13 protein-coding genes are annotated in these 15,677 nt (G+C 44.5%); 1 reads left to right on the top strand and 12 read right to left on the bottom strand.

Annotation, left to right across the window (positions count from 1 at the left end; translation table 11 throughout):
* Positions 1–59: 59 nt before the first annotated feature.
* The 12 genes from B9T10_RS05885 to polA form a co-directional block, all read right to left on the bottom strand.
* Positions 60–491 (bottom strand): c-type cytochrome, encoded by a 432-nt coding sequence (locus B9T10_RS05885; RefSeq protein ID WP_008316283.1) that lies wholly within the window; start codon positions 489–491, stop codon positions 60–62.
* A 101-nt stretch (positions 492–592) separates the two neighbouring features.
* Positions 593–2,218 carry a ubiquinone biosynthesis regulatory protein kinase UbiB gene (gene ubiB / locus B9T10_RS05880; RefSeq protein WP_094538079.1) on the bottom strand — a complete coding sequence of 542 codons (1,626 nt, stop codon included), beginning with the start codon at positions 2,216–2,218 and terminating at the stop codon, positions 593–595.
* Positions 2,219–2,234: 16 nt separating this feature from the next.
* Positions 2,235–2,984, bottom strand: a complete 750-nt coding sequence (gene ubiE, locus B9T10_RS05875; protein WP_008316281.1) for a bifunctional demethylmenaquinone methyltransferase/2-methoxy-6-polyprenyl-1,4-benzoquinol methylase UbiE — start codon at positions 2,982–2,984, stop codon at positions 2,235–2,237.
* 33 nt (positions 2,985–3,017) lie between these two features.
* Complete coding sequence (aroE, locus tag B9T10_RS05870; protein ID WP_094538078.1) at positions 3,018–3,836, bottom strand: shikimate dehydrogenase; 819 nt, start codon at positions 3,834–3,836, stop codon at positions 3,018–3,020.
* On the bottom strand, positions 3,837–5,687 hold the full coding sequence (gene mutL / locus B9T10_RS05865) for a DNA mismatch repair endonuclease MutL (RefSeq protein ID WP_094538077.1): 1,851 nt from the start codon (positions 5,685–5,687) through the stop codon (positions 3,837–3,839).
* Between the two features lie 55 nt (positions 5,688–5,742).
* Positions 5,743–6,789, bottom strand: coding sequence for an NlpB/DapX family lipoprotein (gene bamC / locus B9T10_RS05860; RefSeq protein ID WP_008316278.1), 1,047 nt, complete (start codon positions 6,787–6,789; stop codon positions 5,743–5,745).
* A 66-nt stretch (positions 6,790–6,855) separates the two neighbouring features.
* The gene (gene dapA / locus B9T10_RS05855; RefSeq protein WP_039950059.1) at positions 6,856–7,728 is read right to left on the bottom strand and encodes a 4-hydroxy-tetrahydrodipicolinate synthase; all 873 of its coding nucleotides are present in this window, start codon (positions 7,726–7,728) and stop codon (positions 6,856–6,858) included.
* Positions 7,729–7,785: 57 nt separating this feature from the next.
* Complete coding sequence (gene xth / locus B9T10_RS05850; protein ID WP_094538076.1) at positions 7,786–8,553, bottom strand: exodeoxyribonuclease III; 768 nt, start codon at positions 8,551–8,553, stop codon at positions 7,786–7,788.
* A gap of 1 nt (position 8,554) precedes the next feature.
* The gene (locus B9T10_RS05845) at positions 8,555–10,183 is read right to left on the bottom strand and encodes a DUF6056 family protein (protein WP_094538075.1); all 1,629 of its coding nucleotides are present in this window, start codon (positions 10,181–10,183) and stop codon (positions 8,555–8,557) included.
* Complete coding sequence (locus B9T10_RS05840) at positions 10,180–11,109, bottom strand: glycosyltransferase family 2 protein (protein ID WP_094538198.1); 930 nt, start codon at positions 11,107–11,109, stop codon at positions 10,180–10,182. Before B9T10_RS05840 ends, B9T10_RS05845 begins: the two co-directional genes overlap by 4 nt.
* Before the next feature lie 30 nt (positions 11,110–11,139).
* A complete protein-coding gene (locus B9T10_RS05835) occupies positions 11,140–11,484 on the bottom strand; it encodes a GtrA family protein (RefSeq protein ID WP_094538074.1) in 345 nt (114 codons plus the stop codon).
* Positions 11,484–14,228: a DNA polymerase I gene (gene polA / locus B9T10_RS05830; protein WP_094538073.1), complete on the bottom strand. Its 2,745-nt coding sequence runs from the start codon at positions 14,226–14,228 to the stop codon at positions 11,484–11,486. Before polA ends, B9T10_RS05835 begins: the two co-directional genes overlap by 1 nt.
* Before the next feature lie 171 nt (positions 14,229–14,399).
* Here polA and B9T10_RS05825 point away from each other — a divergent pair, with 171 nt between their 5' ends.
* The gene (locus B9T10_RS05825; protein WP_094536760.1) at positions 14,400–15,671 is read left to right on the top strand and encodes a Wzz/FepE/Etk N-terminal domain-containing protein; all 1,272 of its coding nucleotides are present in this window, start codon (positions 14,400–14,402) and stop codon (positions 15,669–15,671) included.
* Positions 15,672–15,677: the final 6 nt, after the last annotated feature.

Below are 15,677 nucleotides of genomic sequence, written 5' to 3'. Positions count from 1 at the left end.
CTCCTATCAAAGTAAAAACAAGGTGAACGGGCACCTTGTTTATGGTTTAACCGAACGGATTAGTCCGCGCGGAAACTGTCATGACAGCTCTTACATGTGCTGCCTAATTTACCTAATTGTGCTTTTAATGTGGCTTCAGAGCTTGCCGCTGTGATCATCGCTTCACTTTCTTTGACAAAGTTTGCCGCATCTTTTTGGAACAATTCTGGTTTTGTATTGATTTCAGAACGCACTTTAGAACCTGCATAGCTACCAGGAATGAACACTTCATCTAAAGAGATGGCCATGGCATTCATCACTTTTGCAGCTTTTTCAGCTTTAGCGGCATCAAAAGGAATTTCACCTTTGGCCATGCCCGCTAATGTGCCCATTTCCCATGCAGCGACTTGGAACATGGATTGACGCACTTTTTTCGCTTGTTCTAAATCTTGCGCAAAACCTGCACTCATCGTGGCAACAGACAAAGCAGCCAATAATGCTAATTTCTTCATTATTTTACTCCCAAATTATTAATATTTTGACAACCGGTGTGATCAGATCACTGAGTGATTATAACGAAAATATCCGCATTGTTTAAATTCTTTACAGCCCTTTACTCGCGAAGTGCTTGATAAAATGCAAAAACTGCCAATAAGATGAGAAAAACGCCCAAGAAATCCTCTAAATTATGCCAACTGACGATCGTGGCAACCAGCGTTGCTGCACCGAGCAATCCATACACTTTGCGTGTGGTTTGTTTGGCTTGAATTTTCTGATATTTTTCCAGCGTTTTCTCATTAAGATCCGTTTTAAACTGCCCGCGCACCATGTCTTGAGAGATCAAATAGAGATTTTGCATGGCATCCGGTAAATGATCAATCCAGCTAGGAATGGCATTTTGATACTTACGGAGCACCGTTTTGGCACTCTTTTGATTTTTCACAAATTTAACTAAAAAGGGTTTGGCCGTTTTCCATAAATCCAATTCAGGATAGAGTTTGCGCCCAATGCCTTCAATGTTAAAGAGCGTCTTTTGCAACAATACCAATTGTGGCTGCACCACCATATTAAAGCGGCGCCCCGTCTGAAAGAGGCTCAATAACAATCCGCCAAAGGAAATTTCGCTGAGCGGCTTATTGAAAATCGGCTCACAAATCGAACGAATGGCAGATTCTAACTCTTCAATCGACGTATCTGCGGGCACCCAACCTGACTCCACATGCAATTCTGCCACGCGGCGATAATCACGGTTAAAGAACGCCAAAAAGTTACTGGCCAAATAGTGCTTATCTTCTTCACCGAGTGTGCCAATGATGCCGTAATCCAGCGCAATGTAAGAAGGGTTCGCAGGGTCGGTGGCATCCACAAAAATATTCCCAGGGTGCATGTCCGCATGGAAAAAGCTGTCCACAAACACTTGTTTAAAGAAGACTTCCACGCTGAGCTCTGCCAATTTAGGAATATTGACGCCAAGGTCACGCAAGGTTTCCACATGATCCACCGGAATGCCGCTGATTTTCTCCATCACCATGATGTTTTTAGAGGTGTATTCTAAATAAATGTGCGGCACATACATCTCGTGGCTGCCTTCAAAGTTGCGCTTTAATTGCAAACCATTGGCCGCTTCACGGGTTAAATCAAGTTCGCTTAAAATGGTGCGTTTGTATTCTGCCACCACTTCCACCGGGCGAAGGCGATCACCGCCGGCCACATATTCCTCCACCGCTTCTGCAATCATCTCCATCAATTGCACATCTCGTAAGATCACTTTTTGGATGTTTGGGCGCACCACTTTGACCACAACGTGATCACCATTTTTAAGGATGGCGCTGTGCACTTGGGCGATCGATGCAGCCGCCATCGGCACTTTATCAAATTCGCGGAACACTTCACTGATCGGCTGCTTTAACGCGCGTTCAATGATCTCAATGGCAATGTTTGAATCAAAAGCAGGCACATTGTCCTGAAGCTTTGAGAACTCCTCAATGTAATCTTCCGGAAAAAGATCATTACGTGTAGAGAGCACTTGCCCAAGCTTCACAAATGTGGGGCCAAGGGCTTCAAGGGCTAAACGAATGCGCACCGGTAACGGCGTGTCCTTATATTTATTCAGCAAGTTGACTAAGGGCTTTAAAAACACAAAGAGTCTGAAGAACGGAATCAAAAACACCAATTCATACAAACCATAACGCATTAAAATCCAATGAATTTTTAACGCACGAAGCCAACGTGAGAACATAGATTACCCTTTTAGATTAAAAAACAAAGCCGCGGTGAATCGCCACGATGCCGCCCGTTAAATTTTTGTATTCCACTTCATCAAAGCCCGCTTCTAGCATCATCTCTTTCATGGTTTCTTGATCCGGATGCATGCGGATGGACTCTGCTAAATAGCGGTAGCTGTCTTCATCATTGGCGATGATTTTGCCCATCAATGGCAAGGCTTTAAAGGAGTAAAAATCATAAATGGGTGCTAAGCCTGGGGCAACAGGTTTTGAAAACTCCATCACCACAGTGCGACCGCCAGGTTTTGTCACGCGGCGCATCTCTTTAAGAGCTTTGAGTTTGTCTGTCACATTGCGTAAACCAAAACTGATGGTGACCAAATCAAAGGTATTGTCCGGAAAGGGAATCTCTTCTGCATTGATGATTTTAAAGGAGATCATTCCGCCAAAGCCTGAGTTGATGACGCGCTTTCTGCCCTCTTCGAGCATCGATGAGTTAATGTCTGACAACACCACATGCCCTTCATCGCCCACACGCTTGGCCACCTTCATGGCGATCTCACCAGTGCCACCGGCTAAATCGAGTGCCATTTGCCCTTTACGCGCACCTGTTAATTCAATCATGGTGCGTTTCCATAAGCGATGCACGCCCATGCTCATGACATCATTCATCACATCATATTTAGATGCAACCGAGTGAAACACTTCAGCAACGCGCTCTTCTTTTTCATCTTTATCAATGGTTTCATAGCCAAAGTCGATTTTTTCTTTGTCACTCATGACTCTCATTCCTTTCATGCAAAATTATGGGCATCATGATAGCAGAATTTGACGCAAATCTTGATAAACCGTTTCAGTTTGTGGCTTGATGCCATGCCAAAACTCAAAACTGAGCGCCGCTTGTTCCACAAGCATCCCTAAACCATCATATGTTTTCACGACACCTTGCTGCGCTAAGTAATCCATAAAGACGGTGGGTTTTGCGCCATACATCAAATCATAGCCAATGGTTTGAGCATCCATCGCACAAGGGAGCGGCGTAAATTCACCATGTAGTGAACTGCTTGTGGCATTGATGATCACATCAAAATGCCCCGTTAAATCTGCCCAATCTAATGCAAGCACATTGCCTGATGCATTAAATTGCTCAGCGAGCGCGACAGCTTTACTGAATGTGCGATTGCTGATCACAATTTCTGATGGCAATTGACGCAACAGCGGCCCTAAAATGCCTTTCGCAGCGCCCCCTGCCCCTAACACCAAAATGCGGCGATTGCTCAATTCAACATTGCAACGTTCTTTCAAATCACACATCAAGCCATTGCCATCTGTATTGTGCCCAAAGATCTCACCCTTTTTAAATGCAAGGGTATTGACGGCACCGGCCTCTTTCGCTTCCACCGTTAAGTGATTCGCTAAACGAAAGGCATTTTCCTTAAAAGGCACCGTAACATTTGCACCTTGTAAGCCTTGATCCATGAGCGCTTTGAGCGCACCTTCAAAATCATCGATTGGCAAACAATACGCAGAATAATCGAGCTCAATGTTCGTCAATGCTGCAAACGCCGCATGAATCATCGGAGATTTAGAGTGGGCAATCGGATTGCCTAAAACGCCATACAATGGGTGCATTTATTGTCCTCGTAAAAATAGATTGTCTAGTTCCGTCAAACCAATGGACATCCAAGTTGGGCGCCCATGATTGCATTGATCCGCGCGTTCGGTGCGCTCAATGTCACGCAGCAGCGCATTCATCTCTGGCAATGTCATTTTGCGGTGATGACGAATCGCGCTGTGGCATGCCATCGTGCTCAAAATCTCATTAATGGCCGCTCTGATCTTTTGACTGGAGCCATAACGCTCAAAATCCTCAATCACTGCGGTGATTAAAGCATCCACATCACCATTGACAAGCGAAGCGGGCACTTCACGAATCACCACTTCTTTATCTCCAAAGACATCTGCCACAATGCCCACGCCTTCTAATTCTGCCCTAAATTCTGCCACCGTTGCCACATGGCGTGCACTTAAAGTGATCACTTTCGGGATCAATAATGGTTGGCGCACCAATGGCTCACCGTTGTGAATGTTATTTTTAAAGCGCTCATAAATGATGCGCTCATGCGCCGCATGCATATCCACCAACACCAAGCCTTGCTGATTCTCTGCCAAAATATAAGCGCCATGCAGTTGCCCAAGGGCATAACCTAAAGGCGCATCGTCATCGCTCACGTCTGTTGCCGCCGCTGCCTTAGAATTTGGCACAAAGCTTGAGAGTGTATCTTTCTCTTTGTCCCCTAAGCCAAGCGCCGCATAGACATTCACCGGCTCACTTTTCGGCGCCACGTATGTGGCATGACCGCTGCTGTATGCAGCTTTAAAATTGAGGCGACTTTGCTGTTGTGGGCGCATCGATTCAATGGGCGCACTGTGTCGCATGGGGCTTTCGGTCTGCGCTTCGATTTCCAACAAGGGCTTGGCCACCACTTGATGAATGGTGCGAAAGAGAAAATCATGCACAAAACGCGATTCCCGAAAACGCACTTCATGCTTTGCAGGGTGTGCATTGACATCCACACCTTCAGGATCCATCGTCAAATAAACAATGAATGCAGGATGACGCTGACCATACAATACATCTTGATATGCTTGCTTAATGGCATGCGCCACAAGGCGATCTTTCACCATCCGACCATTGACATACACAAACTGCCAATCGGTTTGTGGGCGCGAAAAGGTGGGTTTGGCAATCCAACCTTTTAAGGTGAGATCCCCACGAATGTCTTCCATCGTATGAGTGAAGTAAAAACATTGATCCAAAAATTCTTGGCTAAAAATGGTGCGAATGCGCAGCTCTTGCTCTTCTTGCGTGGCACAAGCCTTTGTATCAAACACCACTTTGCCATTGTGTAACAGCTTAAAGGCAATCTCAAATCGCACCAAAGATAAACGCTTGACCAACTCCTCAATGTGGCTAAACTCCGTGCGCTCGGTGCGTAAAAACTTTTTACGCGCGGGCACATTGTAAAATAAGTCCTTCACCTCAATGGTGGTGCCTAAAGGATGCGCCGCTGGCATCGGTTTTTCGATGGTGTCATTACCCGCACCGCGCACTTTAAAGCCGTGATTTGCATCTTGCGTGCGCGTGATTAAGGTGAGTTCAGAGACGGATGCAATGCTCGCCAATGCCTCCCCACGAAAGCCTAAACTTGAAACGCGCGCTAAATCGTGGGCATCACGAATTTTACTGGTGGCGTGACTCGTCAGTGCCAATAAAAGATCCGCTTCGTGGATGCCGCTGCCATTATCCCGAATGGTGATCTCTTTCATGCCACCTTCGACAATCTCAATCACAATCTCTGTGGCGCCCGCATCAATGCTATTTTCCACCAACTCTTTAACCACAGATACAGGGCGTTCGATCACTTCACCTGCGGCGATTTGATTGATGACTTGCGGGGATAATTTTTGGATTCTATTCATAATTCACACAAAAAAGAAACGCCTGTCAAACAGGCGCTCTTTACATCAACTCTTCTTAGTGAAGATTGGTTCTTAAACGTTGGATGATTTCGCCATTTTTCTCACCATCTAATGACGTGATGTTGATGGCGGTGCTGTTTTTACCGTTATCCACGAGCTGAACTTTAAAGCGATAATAGACAGGTTTTTTATCCGTCCAGAACGCTAAACCACCGCCGGTGGTTTTCTTCGGATCTTTTTGCATCACAATGTAGCTGCGATCTTGACTGTTTTGTGATTCCACTTGGAACATCGCGCCATCATCGAGCACGTTGCCCACTTGCGCCCACAAAGAATCTACTGGGCGATTGATCACAACACCTGTTGGCGTTTCTGTGATGTTCACAGCATTGCCACGGTTGATCTCTTTGACATCTTTTGCGCCCAATTTCGCCACTAAACGTGACACCATTTCCGCTTCTAACTCAGCATCACGTGGACGATCCACCCATGTGTGGTATTCATTGTCACGGCCAGAGGCTTGATCTTTCATACCATAATGCGTCACATAGACAAGCACTTCGCCTTTATTGCCACGCTCTAAACGAATGCGGAATTTATCACGCGTGGGCGATGAAAATACGTTGTCTAATGTGCTCTTCAATAATTGACGAATCCAAGAATCTGGCACATCGGCGCGGTTTTCTGCCCAACCTGATTCTAAGATACCCGCTTCAGGATTGCTGATTTCGATCGGTAAACCCACTTCTTGGAACAATTGCACAGAACGAGACCAAACATATTCAGGTGGCAATGTGGTCACGATCCAACGGTTGTCGCCGGCGCGTTCAACACGCACAGCATCTGAAGAGACCAATACGCGATCGGATAAGTTGTTGCGATTGTTCACTTGTTTTTGATATTCGCTCAACATTTGTGTGGCTCGGTTGTTACTATCCACGCGGTGACCGCTGCTCACCAAATCAGGTGGCAACTCCAATGGATTGACAGAAGATGCATTTAAATAATCCAATCTACCTTTAGGCTGAATTGTACTAGTCGAGCAACCCGCAAGCACAACTAAACTTGCCAGTCCACCCATTAACACTTTGTTATATTTCATATAAATTTCCGGATAGTTTGAATACACAAATTAATGATTAAAATTGAGCGACATTATAGCAACAAATTACGCATTCGGTAATTTTGCGATCAAATCCTGCATCGTCAAATGGTACTGTTTATCCAATCCAATCAATGGCAAACGAATGCCGCCTTGGATCTTACCCATCTCTTTGAGCACCCATTTTACAGGAATCGGGTTAGATTCAATGAAGAGCAAACGGTGCAATTCTTTGATCTCTTCGTTCAAAGCTTCTGCCTTTTCACGATCCCCAGCCATCGCCGCTTGCGTCATTTTGTGCATTTGTAATGGGGCAACGTTCGCAGATACAGAAATCACGCCTTTTGCACCGCGTAAAATCGCTTCACAAGATTCACCATCTTCACCGGTGAATACAGCAATGCGCTCGCCGACTTTATCAAGCAATGCATCGACGCGCTCTAATGTTGAGGCTTCTTTGATGCCCACAATGTTTGCAAAGTTTGCTAAACGCTCCACTGTTTCTGGCAATAAATCCACACCTGTGCGACCTGGCACATTGTAAAGAATTTGTGGAATGTCCACCGACTCAGCAATCAATTTATAGTGCTGAAATAAGCCTTCTTGTGACGGTTTATTATAATAAGGTGTCACTAAAAGACACGCTTGTGCACCATCTTCTGCCGCCCAATGGGTTAATTTCAACGCTTCTAATGTTGAGTTTGAACCTGTCCCTGCAATCACAGGCACGCGACCATCTGCAAACTCTACAACACTGCGGATCACTTGACGATGCTCTTCATAATCTAACGTTGCAGATTCGCCCGTGGTGCCAACGGCAACAATGGCATCTGTTTTATTAATAATGTGCCATTCCACCAACTTTTCGAGCGCACCGTAATCGACGCGGCCATCTGGATACATTGGTGTAACAATCGCAACTATACTTCCCGAAAACATTCACTAACCCCCAATTGGATAACTGTTTTTATGCAAATTCTTAATACAATAATTTATTTAATCTTTTAAGTAAATAGCCACCGGTGCATGATCAGAGGGACGCTCAAGCGCGCGAATCTCTCTATGTACTTTTGCGCGCATCATTCTGGCGCTGGCGGCATTGGACAATAAAAAATGGTCAATGCGCATGCCTTCATCCTTTTCAAATTGCCCTTGGCGATAATCCCACCAGGTAAAGAGCGGATCATTCGTCGCAAAAATGCGCAAGGCATCTTGAAAGCCTAAGCTCAGCAATCCTTCAAACGCCGCACGTTCCGGCGGTGAACAGAGAATCTTATCGCGCCACAATTCAGGTGCATACACATCATTGTCCGTTGGCACGATGTTAAAATCCCCCATCACCACAACAGTATCATATTGTGCCAAGGTATCTGCTAAATATTCATGAAACGCATCAAGCCACGCAAGCTTATAGGCATATTTTTCTGAATCCACTTCTTGACCGTTCGGCACATAGACATTCACCACACGCACGCCATTGATGGTTGCGGCAATCACGCGCTGCTGATCATCTTCATAATTTGGCAATCCGACAAAAACATCGATTGGTTCATCGCGGCTAATGAGGGCAACGCCATTGTAAGACTTTTGCCCGCTTGCCACAGCGTAATAGCCCAATTGCGTGATGGCATCAAAGGGAAATTGTGCCGTTTCGCACTTGATTTCCTGAAGCCCCACCACATCGGGCGCGGCATCCTTTAACAAAGCCTCAAGCTGCGGCTGACGAACATTGATGGAGTTGACGTTCCAGGTGATGAGTTGCATATTATTCTCCATAAATTGTAACAGGTTGCGTTGCCACTGAATTTGACGAGCGTAACATCCCTTCGATGCGCACGATCTCTTGCATCTTCATTTTAACAACGCCACCCATGATCCATTGTCCATGAATGGGCACAGCATCCATCGGCAATGATAGCGTCACCGTTTTTCCACTGCGATTGGTAATGATGAGTTCTAAAACATCGTTGGTTTGCTGCTGTGCCAACATATCTAACACAATCGTTGTCTTTTGCCCAAATATGCCCTCAGGCGCAAGATAAATACCTTGAATGCCTAAATCATTATCCCGTGCTTGATGTGGCAAATGCTCCATCATAATACTGTAATCAAAAGCCATCGGCTTTAAATCAATATGCTTAAAACCATAATACGTTGCCATCGAACCACTACTATAATGTGCATCATATGAATCACGCTTACGCAGTGAGGGCACATAGTAAAACTCTGGCAAAGTTGGCGCTTTGATTTCATTTGCATGCGCTGCTTCAATGGCGTTCTTCAGCATTTGACCTTGTACAGATAACCGTTGATACGAATGAAAAATCATCCCATAAGAGGCAACAAATACACCCACAATCGCGGCTAAGGTTAAACGATACACATGTTTCCATTGTGCAATGGCGTGATGCATCAAATAATGCAATAAAACTGCAATGCCAAGAAGTACAAATAAAAGCGGGCCACTTGTGGAGCGCGCGCTCAACAACGGTGACATGACCATAGAGAGTAAACTCAATAAGCCGATCAAGACCAAAGCAATGGAGATTCGTTTATATTGTGCAGACATTTGATTTTTCAATGCCACGAGCCACAATACAAGGAAAATCAATAATGCAGGCGCCATACGACTCAAGCCCGTTGGGTAGCGATACAACATAAAATCCCAAACTCGATGCGTAAAACTCATGGCGTAAAACTCATCGAATGCACCACTGGCGGCACGTGCTGCATTCCCAGGACTTAAAATAAAGAAACCAAAGCCCAACACAATGATGAGTGAAGAGAGCCAGATTTTACGATCCTGCTGATAACGCATCAAATAATAGGTCGACACAATAGAGAACAGTAAAACAATCCACGTGGTATTTTCATTACTAAACGCTGCAAAAGGCGAAATTATTAATACGCCCACCCACCACAAAATGGATTGAGATGATTGCATATATTTAATCAAACAATATAAATAAATCACAATCGCTAAATTGGTGAACAAATAGTTTGCTGCCCCTACTGTCCAAAAAATGGTTTGCCCCAACGCTGGATTGGTGATCCAATAAATGAGAAATAACCCCACAAATACCGATGCGGATGCTTGCTGTTTTAAAACCAACGCAGGCAGTTTTGCCAACAATGCAACCATGCTCACCACTGCCAATGCCAAAATACCACTGCGTAGCACATCATTTTCTAAGTGCAATAAAATCGGACTAATGTAATCAGAGACTAATCGCCCACTCCATGAAAGATAATGAGATACATGCGCTGACCACTGCAACCCCATATTGTAATATGAAAAATCATCCGAGTGAATCGGCGTTAAATACGCAATGTAAAACACTAAACTAAACGCCACTGCATAACTGAGATAACGCGGCCAAGCTTTCGTCATCATTTTTTATCACTCCCCATCTTTTTTAACAAATACCGCGGGCGCTGTTTGCTTTCCATATAAATTCTGCCCACATATTCCCCTAAAACCCCAATGCCAATGAGCTGAACGCCCCCTAAAAACAGGATCGACACCAAAATCGAAGGATATCCCGGCACGGGATTGCCAAACACAATCTTCTCAAAAATCATGTACGCGCCATAACTAAAAGATAACAGCGCCACCACAAACCCCAAGTATGCCCAAATGCGTAAAGGTGCGGTTGAAAAGCTTGTGATGCCCTCCACCGCTAAATTCCAAAGCTTCCATGCATTGAATTTAGTATCCCCCGCAGAGCGCTCTGCCCGCACATATTCAACCACGGCCGTTTGCCCGCCCACCCAAGACAAAATTCCTTTCATAAAAAGATTGCGTTCCTGCAATTTTTTAATATTTTCCACCACATTGCGGGACATTAAACGAAAATCCCCCACATTCTCTTCGATTTTTGGTGTGCTGATTTTATTGTGAAGTTTATAGAATAATCCTGCCGATTGGCGTTTTAAAAAGCTGTCAGATGAGCGATCAATGCGTTTAGCGAGCACCACATCAAAACCTGCTTGCCATTTGTCAATAAGCTCAGGGATCACCTCGATCGGATCTTGTAAATCCACATCGATGGGAATCACCGCATCACCTGTGGCATGCTCTAAGCCTGCAAAAAGCGCCGGTTCTTTACCAAAATTACGGGTAAAACTTAAAGCTTGTACGCGCGGATCAGAGATCGCAAGCGCATTGATGATCGCTTCGGTTTGATCACGGCTGCCATCATTGATGAAAACAATTTCAAGATCATAATCTTTTAAAAAGGGCGCCTCACGCACTGCTTGATAAAAAATGGGCAGTGCCGCCTCTTCATTATAGACGGGAACCACTAAGGATATTTTTATGGGTTGAGTCATGATTATATTTTTATAATGTTAATGGAAAACAACGAATTTAGAATAAAGATAGCCCAGTACAAGGCTCACCGCGGAAAACACAACTAAAGTAATCATCGGATAAATCTGACAATGATCTGACAATGCACCAATGCCATAGCTTAATAACCCCATAAAGCCCACAAACAGCACATATCGTAGGCCCGTTGCTTGCTTTTTGAAGGTGAATTTGGCATTCATATAAAATGAGAACGTCACCGCCACCACAAACGCGATGAGATTTGCGCTGCCCTGCCCGATGCCAAAGCCCTGTAAGGCAATCGCGAAAATCAGCCAGTGCAGCAGCGTATTGAGAATGCCAATTGAGAAGTATTTTTGAAACATCAGTGCACTTCATCCCAGTTGCTACCGATTGCCACATCCACTTTCAGGGGCACTTTTAAGGTGATGACGTTTTCCATCGCTGTTTTTAGGAGCGCGGCAACTTTTTCTGCATCTTTATCACTGGCTTCTAGCACCAATTCATCATGCACCTGTAGCAACACTTTGGCATCTAATCCGGTTGCATGGAGCTTCTGATCCACTTCGATCATGGCGAGTTTAATGATGTCCGCAGCTGTGCCTTGCAATGGCGCATTGACGGCAATTCGTTCCGCACCTGCTTTTTGCATGCCGTTGCTGCTGTTAATCTCTGGCAAAGGTAGGCGGCGACCGAGCAATGTTTCCACATAGCCATTGGCACGCGCTTTTTCTTTGGCATCTTCCATAAATTGCAAAATCGTCGGATAACGGCTGAAATAACGCTGAATGTATTCTTGGGCTTGCCCGCGCGAAATGCCAAGCTGTTTTGCGAGGCCAAATGCGCCCATGCCATAAATCAAACCAAAGTTAATGGCTTTAGCAGAGCGGCGAAGCTCACCGGACACTTCATCAAGCGGCGTGTGAAAAACCTCTGACGCGGTGGCTCTATGAATATCGAGATCATTTTTAAAGGCATTGATCAATGTTTCATCGCCTGAGAAATGCGCCATCAAGCGCAACTCAATTTGTGAATAGTCGGCAGAAATCATGCGGTAACCGGGTTTGGCAATGAAGGCTTCGCGAATCTTACGCCCTTCTTCTGTGCGCACCGGAATGTTTTGTAGATTCGGCTTTGATGACGATAAGCGCCCCGTGGACGTCAAGGCTTGATTAAAGGAGGTATGAATGCGCCCTGTGTGTGGATTCACCTCTGCCACCAATGCATCTGTATACGTAGATTTCAACTTAGACAACTCACGATACTCGATCAACAGTTTCGGTAACGGATAATCTAACGCCAGTTCTTGCAATACCTCTTCATTGGTTGAAGGCTGACCTTTGGCCGTCTTTTTCACCACTGGCAAACCCAATTTTTCAAACAAAATCGTGCCCAATTGCTTTGGGGAGCCTAAGTTAAAGGTTTCGCCCGCAAGTTCATACGCTTGTGCTTCTAACGCATCTAAACGCTGCGATAATTCACGGCTCAAGGCTTCTAAATGAGGGACATTCACTAAAATGCCTTCATGTTCCATTTTAGCCAAGACCGTTAACAGCGGCATTTCGATGTTTTGATAGAGCTTTTGCAAAGCATCAATACTCGCAACGCGCGGTGATAACGCATGATACAAACGCAGCGTAATGTCCGCATCTTCTGCCGCATAATGGGTGGCCGTTTCTATCGGAATCTCATTGAAGGTTTTCTGTTTTTTACCTTTACCGGCGATCTCTTCAAAAGGCGTTGTGGTGTGCCCTAAATAGTTCAGCGCCAAATCATCCATGTTGTGCTTTTCTGTGGCATCCCACACATAACTTGCGAGCATCGTATCATCGGCAATGCCATTTAAGGTGATGCCATAGCGCTTAAAAATGTGCCAATCATATTTTAAATTTTGCCCTACAAGCGCTACATTTGGATCTTCTAATAAAGGCGCAAGGCGATCTAGCACATCCTGCATTGGCAACTGCTCTGGCACCACCAACAAATCATGCTGCAATGGAATATAAATCGCTTCGCCACCAGTGATTGCAAGAGAAATGCCCACCAATTTTGCTTGCATGGCATCTAAGCCATCGGTTTCGGTATCAACTGCCACACGATGAGCTCCATAAGCGCGTGCAATGAATGCTTCTAATGCCTCTAAATCGGTCACGGCTGTATAAGTTATGGTATTTGGCGGCGTTGGCATGATCCATTCATGCGTGCGTGGTGCAATCACTTGAGAATTGAGCATGGGCTGAAAGCCACTGCTGGATTTACCCGAAATCAATTGCTTTAACAATGAGTTAAATTCAAACTCTGTGTATAGTTTGGTGAGTTCATCAACATTCGGATCACGCAGCGCTAAATCCTCCACGCGATAAGGCAAATCTGCATCCATCAACAGCGTTGTCAATTGACGGGATAATTCTAATTGCTCTAACGAATTGCGTAAGCGCTCACCCACTTTGCCCTTAATTTTTTCGGCATTTTCAATGATGCCATCGAGGGTTTCATACTCTGCCAACCATTTTGCCGCAGTTTTTGGCCCAACGCCTTCAACACCTGGAATGTTATCGGCTTTATCCCCCATCAAGGTTAAATAATCGCGAATGGCTTCAGGATAAACACCAAATTTTTCATACACGCCATCACGATCAAGCATGAGATTTTTCATGCCATCAAACATTTTAATGGGACCGCCGACAAGTTGTGCCAAATCCTTATCACTCGAGGCAATGACCACCTCATAACCTTTCGCTTTGCCTTCTAAGGCAAGCGTTGCGATTACGTCATCTGCCTCAATACCATCGATGATCAAACGTGGAAAACCCAAAAAATCCACCACATCCATCAATGGCTCAATTTGGGCACGAAGATCATCCGGCATCGGCGGGCGATGGGCTTTGTAATCGGAATATAAGTCACTGCGAAAGCTTTTGCCCTTCGCATCAAACGTCACTGCGGCATAGGCTGGGTTAAAAGTGTCTAAGAGCTTTTGAAACATCGTAATCACGCCACGAATGGCGCCCGTTGGCTGCCCTGCGCGCGTTGTTAACGGCGGCAATGCGTGATAAGCACGGAAAAGAAAGTTAGAACCATCGATGATTAAAAAGGTTTGCTTAGACATAATCTTCCAAAAGTTGATGTGGGATGGGGAGATTTTACATGATTTGTGGGGGAGATGCTGTGGGAGATAATTTTGACCATTCTTCAGCTTTAGAATAGAATATGGCACGCTTTTTTATTCAATAAATTTAATCATACAAGCGACGCTTGTGTGCACTAGGTACAGATCAATATGAATAATCCTCAACAAAATAATTTACCCGAACAAAATAATGACGAGATTGATTTATTTGAATTGGTGGCCACTTTATGGCGCGGAAAATGGCTGATTGCGGGCGTGACATTTGTGTGTACGGTGGTTGCGATCATTGCATCACTCATGATGACACCTGTATATAAGGTCAAAAGTGTATTAAAACCTGTCAATAGCGACAAAATTTTTGCCATCAATGATACAGGCGTGTATAGCACGACACCTGAGGCACTCTTTAGCGATGTTGAGCAAGAAGTCTATTCTTATCAAGGTCGTGAAAGCTATTTATTAGACAATCAAAATTTATTGCAGCCTTTACTTGAAAATACAACACTATCCGTTGATCAAGTGATTGCAAAATTTGATGCAGATAACTTTAAAATCACGCCTTCGAAAAAAGACGATCCAATTCGTTCAATCACCATCGAACTGACCTATCCAAAAGGCGTAGATGGTGTTCAAATTGTCAATGGCTTTGTTAAAAAAGTATCCTCTGCTGTGAAAGAAGAAATTCCACACATTATCCAAAACCGTATTGACCAAAGAAAACAAGAACTCCAAGATCAAATCACGGCATTGCGTGCAAGTTATAAACTTGACATTGACTCACAAATCGCTGTCCTTAATGAGCAAGACAAACTGAGAGCAGCCATGCTTAAAGATGAGTTGTCTGCCCTTCGTTTAGAGTTAAAACTCAAAAGAGAAAATCGTATTGCTCAGCTCAATGAAGCCATCAATATTGCCACAAAGCTCAACTATATTAAGCCAACTTCTTTAAGTGCAGCTTCTGATAAAAAAGGCTCTGCTGAAATTAATGGCAACGTGATTCTCACTGAAGTGAACAACCAAACTTTGCCGCTATATTTTATGGGTACAGAAGCATTAACAGCCGAGCGTGATGCATTACTTAGCCGCACCAATGATGATTTTACAAATCCGCGCATTGCTGAAATTGAAAAAGAATTGGTATTATTACAAAACAATCGTAAGGTTGAATTGTTGAAACTTCGTGAAAACCATGACCTCTTTTTAACAGACATTACCTTGATCGAAAAACAAATTGCCAAACTCAATACCATCAACCCAAACATCACTCGTTTTTCTGTTGTCAGCATCGATGAAAAAGCACAAACACCACTCAGCGCAAGTAAACCGAATAAAAAACTCATTACCATTATCGGCTTCTTACTCGGTGGCATGCTTGGATGTATGATTGTGTTGATTCGCCAAGCGGTTCGTAATCGAACATAAAACAGT

The sequence above is a fragment of the Wohlfahrtiimonas chitiniclastica genome, assembly GCF_002252325.1.
GTDB lineage: Bacteria > Pseudomonadota > Gammaproteobacteria > Cardiobacteriales > Wohlfahrtiimonadaceae > Wohlfahrtiimonas > Wohlfahrtiimonas chitiniclastica.
This window is presented reverse-complemented; position numbering and strand designations above follow the sequence as displayed.

Excerpts from the sequence above, each read along its gene's own strand:
- B9T10_RS05885 (WP_008316283.1), bottom strand. The coding sequence starts at position 491 with ATGAAGAAATTAGCATTATTGGCTGCTTTGTCTGTTGCCACGATGAGT.
- ubiB (WP_094538079.1), bottom strand. The coding sequence starts at position 2,218 with ATGTTCTCACGTTGGCTTCGTGCGTTAAAAATTCATTGGATTTTAATG.
- ubiE (WP_008316281.1), bottom strand. The coding sequence starts at position 2,984 with ATGAGTGACAAAGAAAAAATCGACTTTGGCTATGAAACCATTGATAAA.
- aroE (WP_094538078.1), bottom strand. The coding sequence starts at position 3,836 with ATGCACCCATTGTATGGCGTTTTAGGCAATCCGATTGCCCACTCTAAA.
- mutL (WP_094538077.1), bottom strand. The coding sequence starts at position 5,687 with ATGAATAGAATCCAAAAATTATCCCCGCAAGTCATCAATCAAATCGCC.
- bamC (WP_008316278.1), bottom strand. The coding sequence starts at position 6,789 with ATGAAATATAACAAAGTGTTAATGGGTGGACTGGCAAGTTTAGTTGTG.
- dapA (WP_039950059.1), bottom strand. The coding sequence starts at position 7,728 with ATGTTTTCGGGAAGTATAGTTGCGATTGTTACACCAATGTATCCAGAT.
- xth (WP_094538076.1), bottom strand. The coding sequence starts at position 8,553 with ATGCAACTCATCACCTGGAACGTCAACTCCATCAATGTTCGTCAGCCG.
- B9T10_RS05845 (WP_094538075.1), bottom strand. The coding sequence starts at position 10,183 with ATGATGACGAAAGCTTGGCCGCGTTATCTCAGTTATGCAGTGGCGTTT.
- B9T10_RS05835 (WP_094538074.1), bottom strand. The coding sequence starts at position 11,484 with ATGTTTCAAAAATACTTCTCAATTGGCATTCTCAATACGCTGCTGCAC.
- polA (WP_094538073.1), bottom strand. The coding sequence starts at position 14,228 with ATGTCTAAGCAAACCTTTTTAATCATCGATGGTTCTAACTTTCTTTTC.
- B9T10_RS05825 (WP_094536760.1), top strand. The coding sequence starts at position 14,400 with ATGAATAATCCTCAACAAAATAATTTACCCGAACAAAATAATGACGAG.